Genomic DNA, 23850 nt, shown 5'->3' on the forward strand with positions numbered 1-23850 from the left:
CAATAAGCCCGGGCCTTTTTTACACAGGAAGCATGCGCCAATGGCACGCGACCGGTGTAAAAAAGGCCCTTTAATTTTGCCCGCAGGCAAAAGGTACTTTGCCTAGCGCTTTACGCGCAAGAGCATGTCGTCGGGTGCGAGGGAATGCAGATGCCGCACCCGCAGCAAGTAGCATACCGCTCCAAATCCCAGCGCCACAATGTAGGCCACCCAAAAGCCCGCCGCCCCCATGGAAGGAATCAGCAGATTCGTGCGCGCCAGCGCAAAGCCAAGGGGCAGACCGATAATCCAGTAGGCCGCAAAACAGATGACGGAAATGATGCGCGTGTCGTTGTGCCCGCGCAGAATTCCTATGCCCGTCACCTGCAGGCCGTCCACAATCTGGTAAGCCGCCTGATACAGCAAAAGCTGCACGGCCAGCGCTGCCACGGCGGCGTCTTCCGTATAAATGGCCACAATACCATTGCGGCACAGCACCGTAAGCAGGGCGATGAGCAGGGCAAAAACAACGCTCAGGCTCAGGGCCGTGCGGGCAACAGTTTTGGCGCGTTCGGCCTGTCCCGCACCAAGGCAGCGGCCCACACGTATGGTAGCCGTCATGCTGATGGAAAGCGGGACCATAAACACCAGAGCGCCAAAATTGAGCGCGATCTGGTGACCGGCCACCATCACCGTACCCAGCGGGGCCAGCAATATGGCGCTGAGAGCAAAAAGCGACACTTCAAAAAACAGGGCCAGCGCCCCAGGCAGACCAATACGCAGCACCCGCAGCACCAGCGCGCCGTCAAACCGTGGGCCGCACGCGCTGCCGCCCCGGAACAAGGGGGCAAACAGCGGCCCAAGGCTTTTGTACTGCGGGTCGCGCCGTAAATAGTACAGCATGCACAGGCCCATAAACCAGAAGCTGATGGCCGAGGCCACACCGCAGCCCACGCCACCCAGTTCTGGCAAGCCGAACTTGCCGTAAATGAACACATAGTTGCAGGGCACATTGAGCGCCAGCCCAAGCAACCCGATAACCATGGCCGGACGCGTGCGGGCAAAGCCTTCAAGAAAGCTGCGCAGATTCACAAAAAAGAGAAAACCCGGCAAACCCCACATGATGGCGCGCAGGTACCCCCCTGCCATTTCGGCCAGCTCTGGCTCAAGGCCGAAAACCTCCAAATGGAATGATACTGCGTAATAAAAACTTACCAGCACGATGCTCAGGCCCAGGGTAAGCCACAGACCCTGACGCAACAGATGCGCCGCGCGGTCAGCCCGCCCGGAACCCACAAGCTGTGCGCTCAAGGGTGAGAGCGCCAGCAGGCAGCCTATGCCCAGCAGGGCCACAGGAGCCCATATGGAACCGGCAACCGCAACGGCAGCCAGAGCCTGGGCGCTGTACAACCCGCTCATGGCCGTATCGGCAAAGGTCATGCCCGTCTGCGAAAGCTGGGCTATGAAGATGGGCAGACCCACCGAATAAAACCGGCGGGCCTCGGAAAGCGAAAAATATTTTGCAAACATAACTCTCTCACAGGTGGTCCATGGCGCGGCAGGGCCAGCGCCAGAGCAGCCCGGTCAAACCGGGGTAAAACTTGTTTCGTCCGCGCCGCAACGCGCGAAACCGGAAGTAAAAAGGGTTATGAAGGATAAGGGTGGGTTTTGCCCCAGCTGCTAACGCAGAAACAGCCCTTCGGAAGGCAGGGTTTTACCCATGATTGCCGCTGCACGGCCCACCAGGGTTTCAATGGCCGCACGGCCAGAGGGACCAAGATCAAGACTGAAGTCGGTCACAAAGGTCTTGATGTGGGCGCTGGTGACGCTTTCGTCCATCTCCTGCGCGTGGGCGCGTATGAATTCGCGCGAATCATTTGGGTGTGCATTGGCGTAGGCCAAACTGGCCGTAATGGTGTTCTGCACGCGCCGGGCGAGGGCTATCGGCAGATCGCGCCTTACGGCAATGGCCCCCAGCGGCAGGGGCAACGAAAATTCGGCCTCCCACCACTGGCCCAGATCAAGCAGCTTTACAAGGCCCTGCCGGGAATAGGTAAAGCGCCCCTCATGGATAATCAGTCCAAGATCGGCCTCGCCGTTTGTGACGGCAGCCATCACGTCGCTGAACAGCATCTCCTTGCGCGGCCCCTGAAAACCGCCGTGCAGGGTCAGCAACAGGTTGGCCGTGGTCATCAGGCCGGGCACGGCCACCGTGGCGTTGCGCCAGTCTTCGGGCTTCAAATTTTTGCGGGCCACCACAAGGGGGCCGCAGCCCCAGCCCAGCGCCGCGCCAGAAGACAGCAGGGCATAATCCTGCATTATCTCTGTGGTTGCGCCAAGCGACATCTTGGTTACGTCCAGAGCCTTTTGCCGCGCAAGAGTGTTCAGTTCTTCCACATCGGCCATGTGCGGCTTGAAAGGAGCGGGAATCGGCACAAGCCCGTGCAGCATGGCGTGGAAGATATAAGTATCGTTGGGACAGGGCGAAAGACCAAAAGACAGGTTTTGCGGCGGCAAGGCAGACATTTTTTCCTCACATTGACAGCGTGCGGCGGCGGGGCTTAATCTGCGAGCGGCATTTTGCCCCCAATCCATGCACAGGATTCAAATATGCTCGACGCAACATACTACGCCGCACTGGGCCTTTCGTCTATCCGCGAAAAGGTGCTCTCCGGGGAGCGGCTTTCGCCCGAAGACGGGCTTACCCTGTTCAATTGCCCCGACATTACCGCAGTGGGCGCGCTGGCCCTGCACGTGCGCTGCCGCCTGCACGGGCACAAGGCCTTTTATGTGGTCAACCGACAGATCAACTACACCAACGTGTGCGTCAACGGTTGCACATTTTGCGCCTTTCGCCGCGATACAGAGGACGAACCGGGCGCATTCGCCATGAGCCTCGACGACGTGCTCACGCGCCTGCGCGCGGCGGACGCAACGCCCCTGCATCTCGACGAGCTGCACATTGTTGGCGGCTGCCACCCCACCCGGCCCCTGGCCTGGTTTGAAGAAATGATCCGCGCGGTGCGGGCCTTTAACCCCAACCTGCCGGTCAAGGCATTTACCGCCGTTGAAATCGAGCACTTTGCCCGCCTTGAGGGCATCAGCACCCTTGAGGTGCTCAAGCGCCTGCAGAATGCTGGCCTCGTGATGATGCCCGGCGGCGGCGCGGAAATTTTTGACGAGCAGATACGCCCGCAAATCTGCCCCCACAAGGCAGATGCCAAGGCATGGCTGCGCATTCAGGGCGAGGCCCACAGCCTTGGCATTGCCACCAACTGCACCATGCTGTTTGGGCATATCGAAACGTACGAGCACCGCATCGACCACCTCTGCCGCCTGCGCGAGCAGCAGGACAAGAGCGGCGGCTTTACCTGTTTCATTCCCCTGCCCTTCCTCACCGAGCACAGCCGCCTGAAGCTGCCGGAAGACAAGGTTGGCCCCCAGCGCGGGCTTGACCAGCTGCGCACGGTGGCTGTTTCGCGCCTCATGCTCGACAACATTCCCCATCTCAAGGCCTACTGGATCATGATGGCCCCCAAATTGGCTCCCGTTGCCCTGTGGTACGGTGCCGACGACCTGGATGGAACCATCATTGAAGAACGCATCGGCCACATGGCTGGCGCGCAGTCTGCCCAGGGCATGACCATTGAGGAGCTGGAGCACCTAATACGCGAATCGGGCTTTACCCCTGTGCGGCGCAACGCCACCTTCAACACCCTGAACGACGACCCCTCGGAGGCGCGCCAGTGAGTACGTTTTTTCCCGCGCACAGCCCCTTTGACGAACAGAGCGCAGAATTTGAAGACGTGCGTAAAGCCGTAGCCATGGCTGCCAGCGGCCAGCGCCTGGACCGCGCCGCCGCCGAGGCCCTGTACTACAAGGCTAGCCTGCACACACTTGCCCAGTTGGCCCACGCCATGCGTCTGCGCATGCACCCCGACCCCATCGTGACCTACGTGGGCGACCGCAACATCAACTATTCCAACGTGTGCGTGTGCGCCTGCCGCTTCTGCGCCTTTTTCCGCGCGCCCGATCAGGAAGGCGGCTATGTGATCAGCCGTGAAGAAATGGCAGAAAAAATCGAGGAGACCCTGGCCCTCGGCGGCACGCAGGTGTTGCTGCAGGGTGGGCACCACCCCGATCTGCCACTGGAATGGTACGAAGACCTGCTGCGCTGGATGCACGACACCTGGCCCCAGCTGCACATCCACGCTTTTTCGCCGCCAGAAATCTTTTTCTGGTCCGAAAAATTCGGTCTTTCCGTGCCGGAAGTGCTGCGCCGCCTGAAAAAAGCTGGCCTGCAATCCCTGCCTGGCGGTGGAGCGGAAATTCTGCATACTGGCGTACGCGCCCAGGTTTCGCCCAACAAATGCACCGCCGAACAGTGGCTTGGCGTTATGGAAGAAGCTCACAAACTGGGCCTGCGCACCACCGCCACTATGATGTTTGGGCACGAGGAAACCCCTGCCCACCGGCTCGACCACCTCTTTGCCGTACGCGAAGTGCAGGACCGCACCCAAGGCTTTACAGCCTTTATTCCGTGGACCTTCCAGCCTGCGCACACACGCATCGACGTCGACCCGCTGCCCGCGCCCGCCTATCTGCGCCTGCTGGCCGTCTCGCGTCTGGTGCTCGACAATATCGCCAACATCCAGGCCTCGTGGGTGACCATGGGACCGCAGGTGGCCCAGCTGGCCCTGTTCTACGGTGCCAACGACTTCGGCTCGCTGATGATCGAAGAAAACGTGGTGGCAGCCGCCGGGGTTTCCTTCCGCATGGACCGTAAGGACATCCACAAGGTCATCCGCACGGCGGGCTTCACCCCTGTGCAGCGCACCATGAACTACACGCCAGTGGTTCCCCAGCCTGAAGTGTAACAATTCATTTCCACTGTCTGTTCCATGTTTCCGGGGGTTCGCCCCCGGAAACACATTTTTGCCGCACATCAAGCCTGTCCATCGGCTTCGCCCCTGGCAAAAGGTGACTGCCCCGTGACCACGCAAGTAAAAAATCCCCCCGTTCTGCGCATGGGCCGCATTGGCTATCTCAACGTACTGCCCATCTATCACCCGCTTGAAGCGGGTATTCTACCCCACGATTACGAGCTGGTTTCCGGCCCGCCCGCGCTGCTCAACACCATGATGGCGCGTGGTGAACTGCATGTTTCTTCGTGCTCGTGCTTTGAATACGCTAGCCGCCCAGAGCGCTACCAGCTCATAGAAGACCTTTCCATCGGCTCACGCGGGCCGGTCATGAGCGTGCTGCTGCTCTCGCGTGTGCCTTTTGACCAGCTTGAAGGACAGGAAATCCTAATCAGCGGTGAAACCCACACATCGGTTGCCCTGCTGCGTCTTATCATGCGTGACAGGTTCAAGCTCAATGTCAGCTATTCCACCGGGCAGGTTACCCCTGCCCTGCGCGGTGAAAAACCGCCTGTGGCCTTTCTGGCCATTGGCGACGAAGCCCTGCGCCTGCGCAACCACCCCGATTATCCTTACCGCCTTGACCTCGCCGAGGCTTGGCGCGACTGGACAGGTCTGCCCTTTATTTTTGGTCTGTGGGTGGTCAGCCGCGCCGCCGCAGAAGCAAAGCTGTTTACCAGCGACCCCGGCGCACTACTGCGGCAGGGACGCGACTGGGGCCTCAAACACATGGACGTGATTCTCGACCTCACGGCCCACGGTTGCCCTCTTTCGCGCGATGAGCTGGCCTTTTACTACAGCAAGGGCCTTGTCTACACTCTGGGCGAGGAAGAACAGCGCGGCTTGAGCCTTTTTTATCAGATGCTGGCCGATGCGGGCATGATCGCCACGGCTCCGGCTCTGGAATTCTTCAAGCTGTAATTGTTCGCTTCGCTCATTTTTTCATCTGAAAAAATTTGCCGCCAGGCAAAAAAATTATCGCGCGCGGAGCAGCCCGAACCCAGAGGTCGGGCTGCTCTTTTTTGCCTCATCTACATAGCAATTCAGTATGTTGTTAGCGCAAGTACGCCGCATTCTGAGCTGAGAACAGGCCGCAGATTGCCCGCAAAGCAACAGCCGGGCCAAGAATTTTCGCCAAATTATCATCCAGCAGATGGAATGGAAGCCAGTACTGCCCTAGTGTCAGTGCCCACGCGCGTACTGAACACTCTTTTATCGTGGGGTAGGTATATGACTCAGGTTCCTTCCGCCGCAGGGCGGTCTTTTTCGGGCTATCTTTGTGAAAATATTCGTAATAGGGGCAAAAACCCCGTGCGCGCCTTCACCGGTTTTGCCCTTGCATGGCTTGCGTTCTTTGTACTGTGGACAGTGATTCCCCCTTTTGAAGGCCTTACCCACAACGGAATGGCAGTTCTGGGCATTGTGGTATGGGCCAGCATCATGTGGGTGAGCGAAGCCATGCCCGCAGGCGTGACCGGTATTTCCATTCCCACCATGCTGCTGATCACCCAGGCCCTGCCCTGGAACAACGGCAAGCCGCCCATGGCGATCATCTTTGCCGGGTTCACCGACCACGTTATCTGGCTGTGCCTGTTTGCCTTTATGGTTGCTGCGGTCATGCAGCTCATCGGCCTTGACCGCCGCATTGCGCTGGGCATTCTGGCCCGCTTCAGGGCTTCTTCCGTATGCCGGGTTATCTGGGGCATGTTCTTTGTAAACATTGTGCTGGGATTTCTGGTTCCGGCGGCCAACGCCCGCGCCGCCACCCTGCTGCCCGTGGTGCAGGGCATCTGCAACCTTCTGGGTGACACACCTGAAGAGCGCGCCGCCAAAAAGGCCCTTGTCATCCAGTCGCTGGTTTACGGCTCCATGATCTGCGGCATGTTCATCATGACAGCCCACCTGCCCAACATGATCCTGGTGGGTATTTTTGAAAAGAACGGCTACACCAACGTCAACTTCCTCAACTGGATGCTGCTGCAGTTTCCGTATCTTGGCATGTTTGTGCTGACCAACTGGTGGACGCGCTACTACTTCAAGACCAACTGCGTTTCCATTGCGGGCGGCTCTGCCACCATCGAAAGAAGCTACAAGGAACTTGGCCCCATGAGCATGGCCGAGAAAACCCTTCTGGGCATTTTTCTGCTGGTCGGTTTCATGTTTGTGACGGGCAAGGGCAGCTTTATCTATGAACTGCACCGGCAGCCCCTGGGGGTTATCGGCCTGGTGGGCATGATGGTGCTGTTTGCGCCCGGCATGATGCCCTGCACGTGGAAGGCCGTGCAGCAAAAAACCATCTGGGGCACATTTTTGCTGTTGGGTGGCGCCATGACCATGACCACCGCCATGACCCAGGCCGGTGTGGCGCAGTGGCTTGCCGACCACATCCACAGCATGGTTGTGGGCATGAACTGGTGGCAGACCCTGCTGACCATGATGGTGGGCACCCACATCATCCGCCTGGGCATGCTTTCCAACGTGGCTGCCGTGGCCATGCTGGCCCCCGTGGTATTCGCCATGGCTCCCAAGCTTGGTCTGCACCCCGTGGCCTTTACCATGCTGGTGTGCGACACCGACACCTTTGCCTACCTGCTGCCCACGCAGATCACCGCCGCTGTCATTGCCCACAGCACCGAAACCTTCTCTTCCTCTGACTACGCCAAAGTAGGCTCTGTGGCTGTGCTTATCGCCATTGCCTACGGCGTATGCGTCATGGCCCCCTGGTATGCCCTGCTTGGCATGCCCGTGTGGAATCCCGCCGCGCCCTGGCCTTTTTAATCGCTCCAACCCTTTGCCCGAGAGGACATTATGGCACGCATAAAAACAACCCATGCGGTCGATTTTCGGCCAACCAGCCTGAACGACATTGAAACCGTTGAGGTAACCGCCGACCTGCTGATCATCGGCGGCGGCAACGCGGGCTGCTTTGTGGCGACCGAGGCCGCAAAACTTAATCCCGCTGCCAGGATCGTTATTGTGGAAAAGGCCGACATCATGCGCTCTGGCGCGTGTTCTGCCGGCATGGACGCCATCAACACCTACATTCCGGCAGGCAAGACGCCCGAAGACCTCGTGCGTTGGAGCCGTTCGCAGGTGGGCGGCGGCCCTCTGCGCGAAGATCTGTCCCTTTCCAACGCCCGTGAGCTCAACGAATGCGTTGAAGACCTCGAGCGCTGGGGCCTGCCCATTCTCAGGGATGAACAGGGCAACATCCGCTACCGTGGCAAGTGGGATATTTCCATCCACGGCGAGCAGCTCAAGCCCATCATGGCCGAAAAAGCCCTTGAAACCGGCGCAGATGTGTACAACCGCGTGGCCGCTACGGGTCTTTTGGCACACAATGGCCGCTGCACCGGCGCTACCGGCTTTGGCGTGCGTGACGGCAAGTTTTACGTGTTCCGCGCCCAGGCCACAGTGGTGAGCACCGGCGGCGCTGGCACACTGTACAAATCGTACACCGCCGACTCTACCGACAGCGGCTCGCAAATCTGGATGTGTCCCTACTGCGTTGGTTCCGGCTATGCCATGGGCCTGCGCCAGGGCGCGGAACTCACCAGCCTTGAGCAGCGCTGGGTCGCCACGCGTACCAAGGATTTTTGCGGCCCTGTGGATACCATCTCTGTGGGCTACGGCGCGCCCATCATCAACTCGCTGGGCGAACGCGTCATGAGCCGCTACGCCGGCCTTGGCGGTGATGCGGCCCCGCGCTACATCCGCGCCAACGCTCCCATGGAAGAATGGCTGGCCGGTCGCGGTCCCTGCTTCTGCGACACCACCAACATGACGCCCGAAAAAACCAAGGCCATGATGGAAGACTACCTCAACGAACGTCCTTCCTTCGTGCTCTTTCTTGCCAGCCGTGGTCAGGACCCTTCCAAGGAACCCATCGAAATCTTCGGTTCAGACCCCTACATCATGGGCGGTCACACCGGCGGCGGCTACTGGGTGGACATGGAACGCATGACAACCCTGCCCGGCCTGTTTGCAGCTGGTGAAACAGCTGGCGGCAACCCCAACAAGTTTGTGGGCGGCTGCTGCGCCGAGGGCAAGCTGGCCGCGCGCGGCGCTCTGGCATACATGGCCGTGGCCGAAGCCCCCGTGCTCGATGCTGGCCAGGTCGCACAGGAAAAGGAACGGGTGTACGCCCCCCTGCTCACGCGAGGTGAAGAAGGCGTGAGCCCCATAGAAATGAAGGAACGCCTGCAAAGGCTCATGGACGAATACGCAGGTGGTTCCAGCCAGTTTTATCGCGCCAACGAGCAGCAGCTTGATTACGCCCTGCGGCACATCAAGATTCTGCAAGACCAGTTCAAGTACCTGCGCGCCACTGACCTGCACGACCTCATGCAGGCCAACGAAACCATGGACCGCGTGGACGTGGCCGAGGCCGTGGTGCACCACCTCAAGGCCCGCAAGGAAACCCGCTGGGCTGGCTGGCAGACCCGTTCCGACTACCCGCAACGCGACGACGAAAACTTTGACTGCTTTGTGGAATCGCGCCGCGACCCGGCGACAGGAGAAATGACAACCTTTACCCGTCCCTACGAGCAGCTGCTGCCCGGCGACAGGTACAAGCCATAAGTCAGGAGAACGACAATGCCGCCAAAAATCGACACGCACAAATGCAACGGCTGCAACGGGCGCGAAGAAACCCATTGCGAAGAAGTTTGCCCCGGCGATCTCATGGCCCTGAACCCCACCACCGGCAAGGCATACCTGCGGGCCGCCCGCGACTGCTGGGACTGCATGTCCTGCATCAAGGCCTGCCCGGCGGGTGCGCTTGAAATCAAGATGCCCTACCAGTTGGGCTACTTCAAGGCGACGCTGCGCCCCATCATGGGCTCCAACTTCATTATCTGGAAGTGCCGCGACATCAACGGTCAGGAACAGACCTACCGCTATGTGAACCGGCTGGACAAGGCCTGATAGCACAGAGTATCTTGTAAAAAGACGCCCGCGTCCCGCCGTATCTGCACGGCTGGGCGCGGGCGCTCCACACAGGGAAGGATATTCATGGACACATTCTGGCATCTGGAAAAGGAAGACTTTTTCAAGGGCATCGACGAGGCCAAGAGCGCCTTTTTAAAAAATGCCCAGCGCCTTGAATTGCCCAAGAACGAAATGGTCTTTCTTGAAGGCGACGCCGGAGATTTATGTTTTTACATAGAATCTGGCCTCATACGCATTTATTGTATGGACCGCACAGGCAAGGAAATGACCTTTTCACTGCGTATGAAGGGCGAAATTTTTGGCATTTCAGAAGTGTTGAACAACTCGCCCCGCAAGGCCTGCGCGCAGACCGCCAGCGCCTCTGTACTCTACGCCATAAACCGGCAGGATTTTGAAACCATGCTGCAGGAGCACTACCCCCTTGCACGTAGCGTTATCACCCTGCTTGGACGCAGACTGCGCCAGATGGGCGACCTTGTGCGCCGCCAGAACAGCGACGTGGCAAACCGCCTTGCCAGCCTGCTCATTTCGCTGGCCTACGACACCCTGCGCACCACCGAGGGCTGGAACAAACCCTGCGAAATTCCGCTCAACATACCGCAAGAGCAGTTGGCCTCCATGGTTGGCTCTACCCAGCCCACTGTCAGCGCCACCTTGCAGCAGTTTCGCAATGCTGGTCTGATTGTGGCATCGGGCAGGCGCATAGTGCTGCTCAACCCCATCGAGATGATCTACCGCCTCGACCACAACCTGCTCTAGCTGCCCGCGCGCGACCTGCGCCTTTTCGCTGTCTGCTTAAAAAATTCTGTCGCTGCCCCAATAATCTTGCAGCTTATAGCCTGCGCAACACTGGGGTGATAGATATTACGAGCGGGACCCCAGCACGCAGCGGGCGTGACCAGGACATCCTGTTTTTCCCAACTCCATTCCAGTTTCAGCCTGCAACGGATTTTGCCGTCCGTGCGCGGCAACAACAAAGCCCGCTCCAGAGAGCGGGCTTTTTACTTTTGTAGGTTCAGTAGACCAGCGGTATTCTGGCTGGCAGCCTGACGGGCAAAAAATTATTCCATGGCCTTCAGGATGCTGCTGGCAGAGACGGACGAAAGCACGTTGCCGTCAACAACCACGGCGGGCAGGTTCTTGATGCCAAAGTACTGGGCAACCTGTTGGGTCTGATACAGATTCACGTTGCCCGCATTGTAGCAGTATTTGCCCACAGCCAGTTCCTCGGCGGGGTTCACCGGCGGGCGCAGCTTGCTCATGTAGCTGTAGTGAATGGGAAAGTCTGAAGACTCCGCAGTAGCGTCGTATTCGTTGTTAAAGGCCACCACGCGGCCCTTTTTCTTTTGGGCGGCCTTGACCTCGTTCCAACGCGAGAGCGCATAGGTCATATACGGCATGGCCTGCCCAGGGCGGGAATACGCGATCCAGATGCCCATGCCCATGAGGTCGGTTCCGTAATACTCCCTGCTGTTGGCAAAAACCGCCACCTTACACTGCTGGGGCGAAACGGAGCGGCTGGCTTCTGCCACCGCCTGCCACACTTTTTCGCTCTGCGGCGAGGCAAAGTCGAGCAGCACCAGCACCTCGTGCGGTGCCTTGGGGTCGCCAAAAAACACGGGGTAAATTTCCTGCTTCCACTGGGGCCGGTAAGCGGCTTCGCCCTCGATGGAGGTTGCCCGGCCACCTATTTTTTGCAGCATGGCCTGGCCTTCGGCATCATTGGTGCGCAGATTTGGCAACGATGTGCGCAGGTAGGGGTTAAATGCGTTGGCCTTGGCATTCTGCACACCAGCGGCAAGGTTCACCTTTTCCTTGGGGCCGGTATCGCCCGTGCTCATGCCGCCGCAACCACCCAGCAACAGTCCAGAAACAAGTACAGCCGCCAAAAATCCACGCATACGTCACCTCTTCTCCCAGCCTGCGGCAAGGGATTGAACGGCATCTTCAAGATGCCGCAGCCATATTTCAGCCACACCGGCGTATTCCGCCGTCCCCATAAGTACGGGCAGGCATTGATGGCCATGGGCCACAATGCGACTGCGCCAGCTGTGCCCGTTCTCGCCCGCCATGTCCTCCAGAGCATGGCGGCCCACCACCGACAAAAGCGGCATAAGCCATACCCGGCGTGAAGCGAGACTGGGCAAAATACTTTCGAGCGTTACTGCTCCATTCATGGCACCCACATGCACGCGGCTGTCGAGCTTGTGCACGGCATCGGAAAGATCCACATAGCGGGCTACCGCTTCGTGCTCTGCCCCATGCCCCATGAACACCACGTCTTCGTCTGCGGCGCGCTCTACGGGCAAATGCCGCACCAGCGCCTGCGCGGTTACGTGCACGTCGTCCGCCGAGGCCAGCAGGGGGGTGCCCACACGGCAGAGCAGGTGCTCGTGCTCGGCGGCTTCTTCAACCGCGGCGCGCACCTCGCCGTGTTCCTGACCGGGAATGGTCTGCAAGGGCTGCACGGCCACGGCTTCAAAATGTTCCAGCCCCAGACGGCACACGGCCTTGAATACAGAATCGCTCTTCTGGCGGGCCTGCGCCATACGCTCGCGCAGCAGCACGGACGTGTAGGCCCAGCGCACCGTAACCCCCGGATAACGCTGGCGTACAAGCGCATCAAACCCCTTGAGGGCATTTTGTCCCTGCGGGCTGCTTGCGCCAAAGGCTACCAGAAGAATTGCGTGTTTCATTGGGTCTTTTTGTACGTCACTTGCGTCGTAGAGGCAAGAAGGCCGCGTCAGTTGCGCATGCCCAAGCTTGTTCCTATGAAATTGATGTTGACCTGCCTCTACTGTATTGACCCCGGCCGCTATGCGGGGATAATGTGCCAGAGAATGCCCAATACATCGTCAGTATTGTGCTGACAGGCAAACCTTGGGGGTCACATGGCAAAAGCTCTGGTACTTGGTGGGGCAACCGGCCTTCTAGGTCAGGCCCTGACACGAGTGCTCAAAGCCCGTGAGTGGGAAGTAGTCACTCTGGGCCGCGATAACGGCAACCTGCTGGACATGACCTTTCTGCAGACTGCCATTGCAGACGCGCAGGCCGACGTGGTGTTTAACACCGTGGCCTGGACAGCGGTGGACGATGCCGAAGACCACAAAGACGAAGCCTGCCAGCTCAACAGGGCGCTGCCCGCAGCCATTGCGCGTTGTCTCAAGGCGCAGGGCACGGGCTTTCTGGTGCATTACAGCACAGATTTCATCTTTTCCGGCACGGGCGAAACACCGCATAAGGAAACAGACTCTCCACAGCCTGCCTCGGTCTATGCCCGCACCAAGCTTGAGGGCGAAAAAGCCGTTATGGAAATTTTGCCGGAACGTTCGTGCATTGTGCGCACCGCATGGCTTTTTGGCCCTGGCCGCAAAAATTTTGTGGATACCATAATCGCAGCCTGCCAGCGCCGCGATGCAATAAATGTGGTACACGACCAGACTGGTTCGCCCACTTACACCATTGACCTTGCGCACTGGAGCCTCGCCCTGGCCGAAAAAAGGGCCACGGGCATCTGGCATGCTGTCAACAGCGGTCAGGCTAGCTGGTGTGATCTGGCCTGTGAATCGGTTTCGCTGGCCGGGGCCTCGTGCCGCGTTGTACCCATTGATTCGTCAGAATGGCCGCAAAAGGCCCGCAGGCCTGTTTTTTCGGTGCTCGACAACAGCAAGCTGTCAGAATTTTTGGGCAAACCCCTGCGCCCCTGGCCCCAGGCCCTGCGCGACTATATTTTTAGCGAATACCTGCCCGCCCACACAGGCAAAGGCGCTGCCCAGTGATGCCGGCAGGCCGCATATCCCCGGCAGGGCGCTGGCCTGACCGGTTTACGGGCCCGCTTGTGCTTGCGCTTGTGCTGTGCTCCCTGTGGACGCTGTGCCCAGGGCTCGACGCACAGGCAAGACCGCGCAGCCTGCAACAGCTGGCGGCCATCAACGGCAAGCTTATCGAAACAGGCGTCAAATACGGTTCCATCCCCTCCCTGTACCGCCCGCGCTACGATCTCATTCAGGATGCCAACCTGAGCCTCAGCGACGACGAAATCGTCTTTGTGGTCATGCTGCCGGGCGGGGCGCGCATTTACCCGCAACGCATCATGGTCTGGCATCAGGTTGTCAACGAAATCGTCAATGACAAGGCCTATGCCATCACCTACTGCCCCACTACGGGCACGCTTATGGCCTACGATGCATCCCTGGGCGGCCTGAACCTTATTTTTGATACAGAAGGCCGCCTGTACGACGGCAACAGCGTTCTTATCGACCGCAATTCTGGCAGCCTGTGGCTGCAGGAAACCGGCATGGCCTTTGACGGCCCCCTGCTGGGCCGGGGCCTGCCCATGGTGACCGTGTACTGGACAACCTGGGGCGCGGCAAAACGCACGTTTCCCCATGCATCCGTGCTCGCCAAACCAGGTGGCAACAAGCCCTATGGGCGCGACCCCTACGGCAACTATCAGCGCAAGGGCACCTATTACGATAACGACCGTCTCATCTACCCTGTAGAGCGGACAGACCGGCGCTTTCCCAGCAAAACCCCCATGTACTGCGTTGAATACGAGGGCTATCTGCTGGCGCTGGATATCAGCTACATCAGACGAAAAGGCGCTGTGAATTTTTTTGTGGGGCCGCACGCCCTGCTGGCCGTTTTTGACCGGGGGCTGGACGTGGTGCGCCTGTTCAACCGCCAGATCTGGGCCGAACCTTTTCTGTTTGTGCAGCAAAACGGCAAGCTCATGGATCTGACCACCCGCAGCATATGGGACCCGGCCACGGGCGCTGCGCTCGACGGCAACATGAAGGGCGCGTCCATGCCGCAGTTCTACGGCGCCTACTCCATGTGGTTTGCCTGGTACAGCATCAACCCCGAGACTCTGGTTATTCCCGGCCCCGGCGAAGTACCGGAAAAGCTGCTTTCGCCTGCTCCTCCGGGGCAGTAGGGGCAGAGCCGTTTGCATTGCCCGTAACCTGGGCGTATCTGTTTATCCATGAACAGCGCAGCTTCCCCTTTTTTTGTAGACATATCTTCCCATCTGGCATGGTTCAGGTCTTACGCCGCCCAAAAAACGGCAGAAGAAACGGGCGACAGATCGCCCATGGACCTGAAGGTCCAGCACACCATGAAGGTGCTGGAAAACGCCCGCTGTATTGTTGAAGGCGAAAAGTTTGATGCCCCCACGACCCGGCTGTGTCTGCTGGCGGCTCTGTACCACGACGTAGGGCGGTTTGAGCAGTATCTGCGTTACCACACGTTCAGGGACAGGGAATCGTGCAACCACGGGCAAATGGGCGTACGCATCATGAAAGCACAAGGCTGCCTTGAGCACGAAAGCCCTGAAACCCGCAAACTGGTCATGGCCGCGGTGGGCATGCACAACCGTTTTGCCCTGCCCGCCCACACGCCCCCAACGGTGGCTCTGGTCACCAATGTTGTGCGCGACGCGGACAAGCTGGACATTCTGCGCATCATGGACGAGCACCTGAGCGGCCCTGACTCGTATAACCCCACAGTGGTACTGCAACAGCCCGACGACCCGACCGTCGTCAGCGAGGCGGTTGTGCGCGCAGTGTTCGAGCACCGGGTGGCGGCCTACGCTGCGCTTCGCTGCGTCAACGATTTTCGCCTGCTGCTGGGCACATGGTTTTTTGACCTGCACTTTGCCACGTGCCGCCGCAGGTTTCTGCAGGACGGATATGTTCACAACCTGTTGCGCCACATGCCAGATACGGTTCAGCAGGCAGCTGCCCGCAACTACCTGCTGGCCCTTCTGGAAGAAGCGGAAAAAGACGCCTGAAAAATCCGATGAGCGACCAATCCCGCACCCTTTGTCCTTGCCCGGCCCTTTTTCCGCAGGCTGCCCTCGCACGCCGGGTGCCTTGGCCACTGCAGTACGCCAGCGCGCCTCTCAACCCGGGCATGTTTGAGCTTGGAGCGGCCCGCAACACCCCCCTACCCTGCGTGCGTCTTGGCTTTGCCCTATGGTATCTGCCAGCAGATCAGGCTCAAAGCCTGCTGCGGCTGGCCCTTGAAGCAGCACAACTGGTGCTGGTGGCCGATTTTAAAATGGCAGAGCGCAACCTTGAGCTGCCCGCCACCTTTGCGGCATGGGGCCTCATGGCACTGACAAAAACACGGCGGGGTACAGAAGCGGGCCAAACAGCCCCCCCAAATTCCATGCAAAAGGGCGGCATTGAGGGGCTCGTGCATCAAAGCAAAGCCTTGGTGCGCGAGCGCCGCCCCATTTTTGCCGGGGCCGCTGCCCTGCTGCTCCTGCAACGTCCCTAGGCTGGCGGCAAGCCTCTGCGGAGCGGTTTTGCCAAGGCAGCTCGTGCGGTTCAGCCTCTTGTCTCCCCCTCGTCTTGAAGCCCCACAAGCCCTGTGCTATAAGCTGCGCTGGCGCAACAGCACATTCGCTGATTCCCGTCTGTCAGGCATTTGCGCCCGTTCAGCCCCGCCTTTCCGCTTTTTGGAGTTTCCATGTCCGATTTTGTCCATTTGCATTGCCACACAGAATACAGCCTGCTCGACGGCGCCATCCGCATCAAGGATCTGTGCGCCCGCGCCAAGGACTTTGGCATGCCCGCCTGCGCCATCACCGACCACGGCAACCTGTTTGGCGCCGCTTATTTTTTTCAGGGCTGCAAGGATTATGGCGTTAAGCCCATCTTTGGCTGCGAGGTGTATGTCTGCCACGACCACAAGGACAAAAGCACTGATTCGCCCTTGGCCCGCCGCCGCAATCACCTGATATTGCTTGCACAGAACATAACCGGCTACCACAACCTGGTTAAGCTGGTGACACATGGATATCTTGAAGGTTTTTACTACAAGCCGCGTGTGGACAAGCCCCTGCTGCGCAAATATTCCGAAGGCCTCATCTGCCTTTCTGCCTGCATTGCGGGCGAAATTCCGCGTGCCATTCTCGCCGACGACATGGACAAGGCCCTGAACCTCACGCGGGAATACGCCGATATCTACCCAGACCGCTTTTACCTTGAACTGCAGTCAAATGGCCTGCCCGAGCAGACCAAGGCCAACAACGCCCTGCTCGAACTGGCGGAAACTACAGGCGTGCCGCTGGTTGCCACCAACGACTGCCACTACCTCACCGCCGAAGACGCCGAAGCCCACGAGGTGCTGCTCTGCATCCAGACGCAGACCACCATGGACGACCCCAAGCGCATGCGCTTTGGCACCAACGAGCTGTTTTACAAATCCATCGAAGAGATGGAAAAGCCCTTTGCCCATGTGCCCGAGGCCCTTGCCAACACGGTGCGCATTGCCGAGCAGTGCAATGTGGAACTGGATTTTGGGCACCACTACTTTCCCGTATACAACCTGCCGGAAGGGGCCAGCCTTGATTCCGAATTCCGGCGGCTGGCTGAAGAAGGCCTTGAAAAGCGGCTTGAAAAGCACCCCGACAGGGAAACCCTGGACGCCCAGCTCTACCGTGACCGCTTGCAGTACGAACTGCGCGTTATCCTTGAAATGGGCTTTCCCGGTTACTTTCTCATCGTGCAGGAGTTTATCAACTGGGCAAAGAACCACAGCGTGCCGGTGGGGCCGGGCCGTGGTTCCGCCGCCGGTTCTCTGGTGGCGTGGGCCCTGCGCATCACCAACCTCGACCCCATTCCGTACAATCTGCTGTTTGAACGCTTCCTGAACAGCGAGCGTGTCTCCCTGCCCGATATCGACGTGGACTTTTGCGAACGTCGCCGTGGCGAGGTCATCAAACACATGGTGGAAACCTACGGCGAGGGCTCTGTTGCGCAGATCACCACCTTTGGCACCATGAAGGCCAAGGGTGTGGTGCGCGACGTGGGCCGCGCCCTGGGTATGAGTTTTGCGGAGACAGACCGCATCGCCAAGCTGGTTCCCGCCGACCTCAAGATGACCATCAAAAAGGCGCTGGAGGCAGAACCGGAGCTGGAGAACATTTATCACTCCGACCCCAAGGTAAAGCACCTGCTCGACACGGCCCGCCGCCTCGAAGGGCTGGCCCGCCACGCCTCTACCCACGCCGCCGGTCTTGTGGTTTCAGACAAGCCCATGGAGGAATACCTGCCTCTGTATCAGGGCAAGCGCGGCGAACTTGTGACCCAGTTTGACGGCCCCATGACCGAAAAAGCCGGGTTGGTGAAGTTCGACTTTCTGGGTCTGAAAACCATGACCCTGATTCAGGACACGCTCGACAACATCACCCTGCAAGGCAACGAACCGCCAGACCTCGACAACCTGCCGCTTACCGACACCGAAACCTACGAACTCTACGCCCGTGGTGATACGGACGGCGTATTTCAGGTGGAAAGTTCTGGCATGCGGCAGTACCTGCGCATGCTCAAGCCCTCATGCTTTGAAGACGTCATCGCCATGCTTGCCCTGTACCGCCCCGGCCCGCTGGGTTCGGGCATGGTCGACGAATTCATCAAACGCAAACACGGGCAGGTTCCTGTTGTGTACCCGCACCAGTCGCTCACCGACTGCCTGCGCGATACCTACGGCGTTATCGTCTATCAGGAACAGGTCATGCAGATCGCCCAGATCATCGCCAGCTACACGCTGGGCGGTGCCGACCTGTTGCGCCGCGCCATGGGCAAGAAAAAAGCCGAGGCCATGGCCAAGGAACGCGTCAACTTTGTTACCGGCGCGGAAAAGAACGGCATCGACAAGGACAAGGCCAACGAAATTTTCGACTTGATGGAAAAATTCGCCGAATACGGCTTCAACAAGTCGCACTCAGCCGCCTACGCCCTTATTTCGTACTACACGGCCTATCTCAAGGTGCACTACAAGGTCGAATTCATGGCCGCCCTGCTCACCTCTGAAATGGGCAACCAGGACAAGCTGCTCAAGTACGTTTCGTGCTGCAAGGACATGGACATCAACGTGGTGCAGGCCTCGGTAAACCAGAGCCAGAGGGAGTTTACGGCCCACGGTGGTCAGGTGGTCTTTGGCCTTGGCGGCATCAAGAACGTGGGCGATGAAGCCATTCGCGAAATTGTGGAGGCCCGCGCCGAGGGCGGCGAATTTGCCTCGCTCTTTGACATGTGCTGCCGGGTCAACCTGCGCAAGGTCACCAAGCGCGTGCTTGAATCGCTGGTCAAGGGCGGCGCGTGCGACTGCTTTGGTGTGCCCCGCGCGGCCCTGCTGGCGGCCATTGAAGTGGTTGTTGCCCGTGCGCAGAAAAAGGCCAAGGACAAATCTTCCAATCAGGTTTCGCTGCTCTCCATGGCCCCGGCCGTAGAAAGCGCGCCCCAGCCCGGCATCGGGTTCGACTGCCCCGAGGCATCACTGCCCGAAATGGCCGACGACGACAAACTGCGGGCAGAAAAGGAAGCTCTGGGCTTCTTTTTGACCAGCCACCCGTTGCAGCCCTTTGTGCGCGAGATACGCCGCCTTGGCCTCACCACGCTCGAAGACGCGCGAGAGATGTTTCCCGGTGCGGAAATACGCTGCGCGGCCCTTGTGGTCAGCGTCAAGGAGGTGCTCACCAAGTCCAAGGGCGAACGCATGGCCTTTGTGGGCATTGAAGACCTCACCGGCCACGCAGAAGTGACGTTTTTTCCCCGATCCTACGCCGAATGCCGCGATCTGCTGCGCTCGGAACAGCCCATCTGCCTTGTGGCGCGACTCGACAGCCAGACAGACAACGCCGACAACGGCGACATGGACGATGACGCCGAGGAAGGCCCGCGCGAAATCAAGCTGCTGGGGCAGAGCGTGCGCTCGCTGGCCGATGCCTGCGGCCTGAGCGATACCCCCGTGTGTGTACAGATACCCACGCACCGACTTGGGCGTGAAGACATGCTGGCCCTGCGCAACCTGCTCGAGCAGTTTCCCGGCCCGGTTGAGGCCCATGCTCAGGTTCTTCTGGACGGGCACGTATGCCTGCTGCACCTCGACAACACTCTGAAAGTACGCCCCGGGCCAGATCTGGACAAAGCTCTTGCCGCCTGGGCTTCATAAAAACATATGTTCCGATTTTTTCTGGTAACAGGCATTGGCCTGGCCATCATCAACGGCTGGATATCCTGGTGGCTCTGGAGAGCCCTTTCGGGCACGGGCTGGCTGCGTTTTTTGCTCTGCGGTCTGGTGCTTGCGCTGGGCGCGGCATTTCCGCTGCTCTACAAGGGGCACGGTGATACGCTGGCCCACGTGTGGCTGCTGCGCGCCGGGGCATTCTGGATGGGCGTGGCCTTCTATGTCTTTGTTCTGGTCGTACTTGCCGACATATACGGCCTTGGCGCGCGCCTGTTCGGCACTGCGCAGCCTGTAACACCTCGCTGGGGGGCAGTACTGCTGGTGCTGGGCCTGCCCCTGCTGCTGGGCGTGGGCAGCTGGTTTAACGCAGCCTTTCCTGCCTTGAAGCAGTACGACATAACGGTGCGCGCGCAGGCTCCCCTGCCGGATTCCCTGACCCGCAGGCCCCTGAAATTCGGCGTTATCACCGACATGCATCTGGGCCGCCTCATCACTGCCGGGCGTCTGGCCAGAGCCGTGGAGCTGCTGGCCCCGGAACAGCCCGACGCCATCTTTTATGTAGGCGATATTATTGACGACCACATTAAGCTTGATGCAGAGGCCACCGCCGCCGCCCTGGCTCTGGCCCAACCACCTCTGGGGCACTGGGCCGTACCGGGCAATCACGAATATATTTCTGGTTCCATTGATAAAAGCATGGAATTTCTGCGCCGCGTGGGCATGCAGGTGCTGCGCGACCAATGGGCCGTGGTGGACGAAAATTTTGTGCTGGCAGGTCGTGACGATCTGAGCAAACCGGGCTTTACCGGCATGCAGCGCGCCAGTCTGACCGACATGCTGGCCGATCTGCCAGAGCAGTATCGCCACCTGCCCCTCATTGTTCTTGACCATCAGCCAGCCACTCTGGATGAGGCACGTGAGGCCGGGGCCGTGCTGGAACTTTCAGGGCATTCCCATTACGGTCAGCTGTGGCCCTTCAACTTTGTGGTGGAACGCAGGTATATAAACCCGCTGGGCCTGCTGACCATGGGCAGCTTCCACTCCATTGTCAGTGCGGGTACGGGAACCTGGGGGCCACCCCTGCGCACCTCGAGCCGCGCGCAGGTGCTGCTGGTGACCGTGCACTTTACACCAGAAGAAACCGCACCTGAAAATAACGTCCAGTAGCCACAGGCAACGTACGCACTGCCGGATGCCTGATGCCAGCCGTCAAAAACACCGGACGCCGCGAAGCGCAAGGAGGCCCCGTGTTATTTTGCACCAAGCTCGTCCGGGACCTGGTTTTTGAAGAACGGGCCCTGCAGCCCTGCTGCAATACACACAACATAGCCGTGCCCAGCTTTCCCTTTGCTGGCGGCGAGGTGGACATGGCGGCCTACACTCGCCATATCGGCGCTGTCGCCCAGGAAATCCAGCGCCAGAACCCGCAGGTCTGCGCGGGCTGCCCCGACCTTGTACCCCTTTCGCAGTCTGTGCATGTGCCGGAACTGCAATTTTCGGTGATTTCGCTGAACCACCACAGACATGTCTGCAACTGCCGCTGCGTCTACTGTGACCTGTGGAAACCCGGCCATCACCCACGCCCCTTTGCCATTCTGCCAGCCCTGCGAAGCCTGCACGATCAGGGCGCGCTAAAAAAGAACTGCGCCATAAGCTGGGGCGGCGGTGAATCAACCCTCTTGCCCGACTTTGAAACCACCGGGCGCTGGCTGCGCGCCCACGGCTATTTCCAGCAGGTGCACACCAATGCGCTACGGCACTCTGACTGGATTGACCATCTGCTCTCAAGCGGCGCAGGCCGGGTCAACATCAGCCTTGATTCGGGCAATGCCGCCACCTATGCCCGCGTCAAGGGTGGTGACTGGTGGGACAAGGTGCTCGCCTCCACAGAAAAATACTTTGCCGCGGCCATCACTCCCAGACAGGTTGACCTCAAGTACATAGTTTTTGAAGCGAACAACAAAATCGAAGAATTAGACCAGTTTTTTCAGGTCTGCCAGCATGTTGGCGCGGCGAAAGTGCAGCTTTCCTTCAATTTTATTGAAGTTGTCAACGACAAGGTCAGCGAGCATTCCATTGCCGCGGCTGCGTATTTTGTACACCGGGCTGAGAAACTGGGCCTTGTGTGCGAGCTGTTTTTTGTGGATGCCCCGATACGCGAGCGCATGGACGCGGCGCGACGCAAGCTTTTTGGCTAGGAGTCAAGGTTCGCCAACAATGCTTTCGCCCGCGGGGTCGTGCAGCCCAAAATTGCGGGCCGCAGTAGCGGGAGAGGTGTTGGCGTAACAGTATACGCAGCCGTGGGGGCAGGTATCGTACTGGCCCACATCCTTGCAGGGCACGCACAGGCATACGGCCCGCTGTCCAGGGTCACGCGGGTACTCATGCATTGTGCTGGCAACATCCGCCCCCGAGGGCTTCGCCAGCGGCAGGCCCAACTGGCGGGGCTGCGCAAGGCCAAACAGCCGCAGGATATCCGGGTGCCGGTTGGTCAGCTTGAGGATAAGTTCGGGATCGGTGCAGCTGTTATGTCTGATGCCAAAGGCCGACAGATCGCCCTTTTCGCCGCAGGTGCAGGGCTCCACCTCCATCTCGGCAGCCAGCCGGGCCACGCCTGCGGCAACAGCCTGCATTTCGGCCTGCGTAAAATCACGCCAGCCAAGGCCAGCCCTGCGCATGTTTTCGCGCACCTTGCGGTAGTCTGCTATGTCGGCAAAGCTGAACACGAGCTTGCGGGTACAGCCCTTGAGAGCTTGGCCTATGCGGCCCATGCGCTCTAGCAATACCTCACAGGCATTGGGGTTTTGGGCCAAGGCACCTGCAAGCATGAGCGGGTCAAAGCGCCACACCACCCGTTCCGGCCCTGCCACATCGGCAAATCTCCTGAAGGTATCAATGCGATTTGCCAGTGACGGCAAATTGGGCTCCCAGCCTTCAGCCTCATAATCGTTGAGCGTAAATTCCAGATACCAGGCAAGACCCCGCGCCTCCACCTGCGGCAACAGGGGCAACAGCGGCAGCGGATTTTTGCTCCAGAAGACAACCACGCGCAGGTGGTCAAAGGCAACATACTGGGGCCGTCCGTTAAAAGGGTTGACCCATCGGGCATAGCCCTCGCGCAGGCGGTTCATGAACCACCGGGCGTAAAAGGCCGGAATGTCCGTTGCCCTGCTGGCCGCGATAATCTCTGGCGCAATGGCACTCACTGGGCCTTCTGCGGCATTGATCTGCACTGTTCTCCACTTCATGGAGCGAGTGTTTCAGGGCGGTCGTGCTTCGTCAACTGCCCCAAGCGCGGCGGCAAAGCCCGCGCCCACGTCCCGGCAAGGCGTTTTGACATATCCTGCGCAATTGTTATTCTTACCCTGCAAGCACGTTCAGACAACCTGCAACAAGTGGATTTTCATGTCTTTTTTCTCATGGATGCAAAGCATCTTCACGCCGCCCTCCACAGGCGACCCTGATCTGGATGATATGCGTCCAGGCTTTGAGTGGAATCAGAACGCCCGCATAGTGCTGGCCATCATTGTTGTCATTCTTTCGGCCTTTGTGGTCTTCTGGATACTGTCATGACAAAAGGCGCTTTTTGGCGGCTGACCGTGCGCGACGATTTTTCAGCCGGTCACGCCCTGCGGCATTATGAAGGCAAGTGCGAACGCATGCACGGCCACAACTTTGCAGTTGAACTCACCGTGCAGGGACAGCGCCTGACCCGTGACACGGAAATGCTGCTCGACTTTAAAACGCTGAAAACCAGCCTCAAAACCGTGCTCGATACTCTTGACCACAGACTGCTCAACGAAACGCCGCCCTTTGACGTCATAAACCCCTCGTCCGAGAATCTGGCGCGGCACATCTGGCGCGGCATGGCCGAGCTACTGGCAACGCACACCGACCCGCAGGCCCGCGAAGTGCGGCTGTACAGTGTTACGGTTTCTGAAAAAGGTGCCCAAAGCGCCACCTATATGGAAGTGGACGACTGACCGGGCGCGGCCCCCAGCTGAGCCAAGGCAACCCCCAC

21 protein-coding genes are annotated in these 23850 nt (G+C 59.4%); 16 read left to right on the top strand and 5 right to left on the bottom strand.

All coding sequences use genetic code 11. The annotated features are described in order from the left end of the window. Positions 1–102: 102 nt before the first annotated feature. Positions 103–1509 carry an MATE family efflux transporter gene (locus F8N36_RS10505; protein ID WP_291332765.1) on the bottom strand — a complete coding sequence of 469 codons (1407 nt, stop codon included), beginning with the start codon at positions 1507–1509 and terminating at the stop codon, positions 103–105. A gap of 150 nt (positions 1510–1659) precedes the next feature. Continuing rightward, positions 1660–2505, bottom strand: coding sequence for a 1,4-dihydroxy-6-naphthoate synthase (locus F8N36_RS10510; RefSeq protein ID WP_291332766.1), 846 nt, complete (start codon positions 2503–2505; stop codon positions 1660–1662). A gap of 84 nt (positions 2506–2589) precedes the next feature. On the opposite strand from F8N36_RS10510, the gene mqnE reads away from it, so the two are divergent. The 7 genes from mqnE (at position 2590) to F8N36_RS10545 (ending at position 10610) form a co-directional block, all read left to right on the top strand. Then, positions 2590–3729 (top strand): aminofutalosine synthase MqnE, encoded by a 1140-nt coding sequence (gene mqnE, locus F8N36_RS10515; protein ID WP_291332767.1) that lies wholly within the window; start codon positions 2590–2592, stop codon positions 3727–3729. A gap of 74 nt (positions 3730–3803) precedes the next feature. After that, positions 3804–4856: a cyclic dehypoxanthinyl futalosine synthase gene (gene mqnC, locus F8N36_RS10520; RefSeq protein ID WP_291333074.1), complete on the top strand. Its 1053-nt coding sequence runs from the start codon at positions 3804–3806 to the stop codon at positions 4854–4856. Between the two features lie 150 nt (positions 4857–5006). Continuing rightward, the gene (locus F8N36_RS10525) at positions 5007–5822 is read left to right on the top strand and encodes a menaquinone biosynthesis protein (protein ID WP_291333075.1); all 816 of its coding nucleotides are present in this window, start codon (positions 5007–5009) and stop codon (positions 5820–5822) included. A gap of 309 nt (positions 5823–6131) precedes the next feature. After that, a complete protein-coding gene (locus tag F8N36_RS10530) occupies positions 6132–7679 on the top strand; it encodes a DASS family sodium-coupled anion symporter (protein ID WP_291332768.1) in 1548 nt (515 codons plus the stop codon). A 30-nt stretch (positions 7680–7709) separates the two neighbouring features. Further along, on the top strand, positions 7710–9482 hold the full coding sequence (locus tag F8N36_RS10535) for an adenylyl-sulfate reductase subunit alpha (protein WP_291332769.1): 1773 nt from the start codon (positions 7710–7712) through the stop codon (positions 9480–9482). Positions 9483–9497: 15 nt separating this feature from the next. Beyond that, complete coding sequence (locus tag F8N36_RS10540; protein ID WP_291332770.1) at positions 9498–9827, top strand: ferredoxin family protein; 330 nt, start codon at positions 9498–9500, stop codon at positions 9825–9827. Positions 9828–9914: 87 nt separating this feature from the next. Continuing rightward, entirely contained in the window at positions 9915–10610 is a 696-nt protein-coding gene (locus tag F8N36_RS10545; protein WP_291332771.1) for a Crp/Fnr family transcriptional regulator, read from the top strand. Positions 10611–10912: 302 nt separating this feature from the next. On the opposite strand, the gene F8N36_RS10550 is transcribed toward F8N36_RS10545, so the two are convergent. After that, positions 10913–11752, bottom strand: a complete 840-nt coding sequence (locus F8N36_RS10550) for a hypothetical protein (RefSeq protein WP_291332772.1) — start codon at positions 11750–11752, stop codon at positions 10913–10915. 3 nt (positions 11753–11755) lie between these two features. Next, complete coding sequence (locus F8N36_RS10555; RefSeq protein ID WP_291332773.1) at positions 11756–12547, bottom strand: sirohydrochlorin cobaltochelatase; 792 nt, start codon at positions 12545–12547, stop codon at positions 11756–11758. A 195-nt stretch (positions 12548–12742) separates the two neighbouring features. Between F8N36_RS10555 and rfbD the strand changes: the two genes are divergently transcribed. From rfbD to F8N36_RS10590, 7 genes are all read left to right on the top strand, one after another. Continuing rightward, positions 12743–13630: a dTDP-4-dehydrorhamnose reductase gene (gene rfbD, locus F8N36_RS10560; protein WP_291332774.1), complete on the top strand. Its 888-nt coding sequence runs from the start codon at positions 12743–12745 to the stop codon at positions 13628–13630. Next, on the top strand, positions 13630–14787 hold the full coding sequence (locus tag F8N36_RS10565) for a DUF3179 domain-containing protein (RefSeq protein ID WP_291332775.1): 1158 nt from the start codon (positions 13630–13632) through the stop codon (positions 14785–14787). Before rfbD ends, F8N36_RS10565 begins: the two co-directional genes overlap by 1 nt. A 48-nt stretch (positions 14788–14835) precedes the next feature. After that, entirely contained in the window at positions 14836–15642 is an 807-nt protein-coding gene (locus F8N36_RS10570; RefSeq protein ID WP_291332776.1) for an HD domain-containing protein, read from the top strand. Between the two features lie 8 nt (positions 15643–15650). Further along, positions 15651–16133: a hypothetical protein gene (locus F8N36_RS10575; protein ID WP_291332777.1), complete on the top strand. Its 483-nt coding sequence runs from the start codon at positions 15651–15653 to the stop codon at positions 16131–16133. A 192-nt stretch (positions 16134–16325) separates the two neighbouring features. Then, positions 16326–19814, top strand: a complete 3489-nt coding sequence (dnaE, locus tag F8N36_RS10580) for a DNA polymerase III subunit alpha (protein WP_291332778.1) — start codon at positions 16326–16328, stop codon at positions 19812–19814. Between the two features lie 6 nt (positions 19815–19820). Continuing rightward, positions 19821–20996, top strand: a complete 1176-nt coding sequence (locus tag F8N36_RS10585; RefSeq protein ID WP_291332779.1) for a metallophosphoesterase — start codon at positions 19821–19823, stop codon at positions 20994–20996. Between the two features lie 80 nt (positions 20997–21076). Next, on the top strand, positions 21077–22027 hold the full coding sequence (locus tag F8N36_RS10590; RefSeq protein WP_291332780.1) for a radical SAM protein: 951 nt from the start codon (positions 21077–21079) through the stop codon (positions 22025–22027). A 3-nt stretch (positions 22028–22030) separates the two neighbouring features. On the opposite strand, the gene F8N36_RS10595 is transcribed toward F8N36_RS10590, so the two are convergent. Further along, on the bottom strand, positions 22031–23077 hold the full coding sequence (locus F8N36_RS10595; RefSeq protein WP_291332781.1) for a DUF1848 domain-containing protein: 1047 nt from the start codon (positions 23075–23077) through the stop codon (positions 22031–22033). A gap of 175 nt (positions 23078–23252) precedes the next feature. On the opposite strand from F8N36_RS10595, the gene F8N36_RS10600 reads away from it, so the two are divergent. Together F8N36_RS10600 and queD are read left to right on the top strand one after the other, a co-directional pair. Further along, positions 23253–23402 carry a hypothetical protein gene (locus tag F8N36_RS10600; protein ID WP_291332782.1) on the top strand — a complete coding sequence of 50 codons (150 nt, stop codon included), beginning with the start codon at positions 23253–23255 and terminating at the stop codon, positions 23400–23402. Further along, positions 23399–23812 (top strand): 6-carboxytetrahydropterin synthase QueD, encoded by a 414-nt coding sequence (gene queD / locus F8N36_RS10605; RefSeq protein ID WP_291332783.1) that lies wholly within the window; start codon positions 23399–23401, stop codon positions 23810–23812. The genes F8N36_RS10600 and queD overlap by 4 nt, the downstream gene beginning before the upstream one ends. The last annotated feature ends 38 nt before the right edge of the window (positions 23813–23850 follow it).

This window comes from Desulfovibrio sp. (assembly GCF_009712225.1).
Lineage (GTDB): Bacteria > Desulfobacterota > Desulfovibrionia > Desulfovibrionales > Desulfovibrionaceae > Desulfovibrio.

Bases quoted from the DNA above. Each gene is read 5' to 3' on its own strand.
- queD (WP_291332783.1), top strand. From the start codon at position 23,399: ATGACAAAAGGCGCTTTTTGGCGGCTGACCGTGCGCGACGATTTTTCA.
- F8N36_RS10530 (WP_291332768.1), top strand. From the start codon at position 6,132: ATGACTCAGGTTCCTTCCGCCGCAGGGCGGTCTTTTTCGGGCTATCTT.
- mqnC (WP_291333074.1), top strand. From the start codon at position 3,804: ATGGCTGCCAGCGGCCAGCGCCTGGACCGCGCCGCCGCCGAGGCCCTG.
- F8N36_RS10540 (WP_291332770.1), top strand. From the start codon at position 9,498: ATGCCGCCAAAAATCGACACGCACAAATGCAACGGCTGCAACGGGCGC.
- F8N36_RS10570 (WP_291332776.1), top strand. From the start codon at position 14,836: ATGAACAGCGCAGCTTCCCCTTTTTTTGTAGACATATCTTCCCATCTG.
- F8N36_RS10510 (WP_291332766.1), bottom strand. From the start codon at position 2,505: ATGTCTGCCTTGCCGCCGCAAAACCTGTCTTTTGGTCTTTCGCCCTGT.
- F8N36_RS10555 (WP_291332773.1), bottom strand. From the start codon at position 12,547: ATGAAACACGCAATTCTTCTGGTAGCCTTTGGCGCAAGCAGCCCGCAG.
- F8N36_RS10595 (WP_291332781.1), bottom strand. From the start codon at position 23,077: ATGAAGTGGAGAACAGTGCAGATCAATGCCGCAGAAGGCCCAGTGAGT.
- F8N36_RS10600 (WP_291332782.1), top strand. From the start codon at position 23,253: ATGCAAAGCATCTTCACGCCGCCCTCCACAGGCGACCCTGATCTGGAT.
- F8N36_RS10575 (WP_291332777.1), top strand. From the start codon at position 15,651: ATGAGCGACCAATCCCGCACCCTTTGTCCTTGCCCGGCCCTTTTTCCG.
- F8N36_RS10525 (WP_291333075.1), top strand. From the start codon at position 5,007: ATGGGCCGCATTGGCTATCTCAACGTACTGCCCATCTATCACCCGCTT.
- dnaE (WP_291332778.1), top strand. From the start codon at position 16,326: ATGTCCGATTTTGTCCATTTGCATTGCCACACAGAATACAGCCTGCTC.
- F8N36_RS10585 (WP_291332779.1), top strand. From the start codon at position 19,821: ATGTTCCGATTTTTTCTGGTAACAGGCATTGGCCTGGCCATCATCAAC.
- F8N36_RS10545 (WP_291332771.1), top strand. From the start codon at position 9,915: ATGGACACATTCTGGCATCTGGAAAAGGAAGACTTTTTCAAGGGCATC.
- rfbD (WP_291332774.1), top strand. From the start codon at position 12,743: ATGGCAAAAGCTCTGGTACTTGGTGGGGCAACCGGCCTTCTAGGTCAG.
- F8N36_RS10565 (WP_291332775.1), top strand. From the start codon at position 13,630: ATGCCGGCAGGCCGCATATCCCCGGCAGGGCGCTGGCCTGACCGGTTT.
- mqnE (WP_291332767.1), top strand. From the start codon at position 2,590: ATGCTCGACGCAACATACTACGCCGCACTGGGCCTTTCGTCTATCCGC.
- F8N36_RS10550 (WP_291332772.1), bottom strand. From the start codon at position 11,752: ATGCGTGGATTTTTGGCGGCTGTACTTGTTTCTGGACTGTTGCTGGGT.
- F8N36_RS10535 (WP_291332769.1), top strand. From the start codon at position 7,710: ATGGCACGCATAAAAACAACCCATGCGGTCGATTTTCGGCCAACCAGC.
- F8N36_RS10505 (WP_291332765.1), bottom strand. From the start codon at position 1,509: ATGTTTGCAAAATATTTTTCGCTTTCCGAGGCCCGCCGGTTTTATTCG.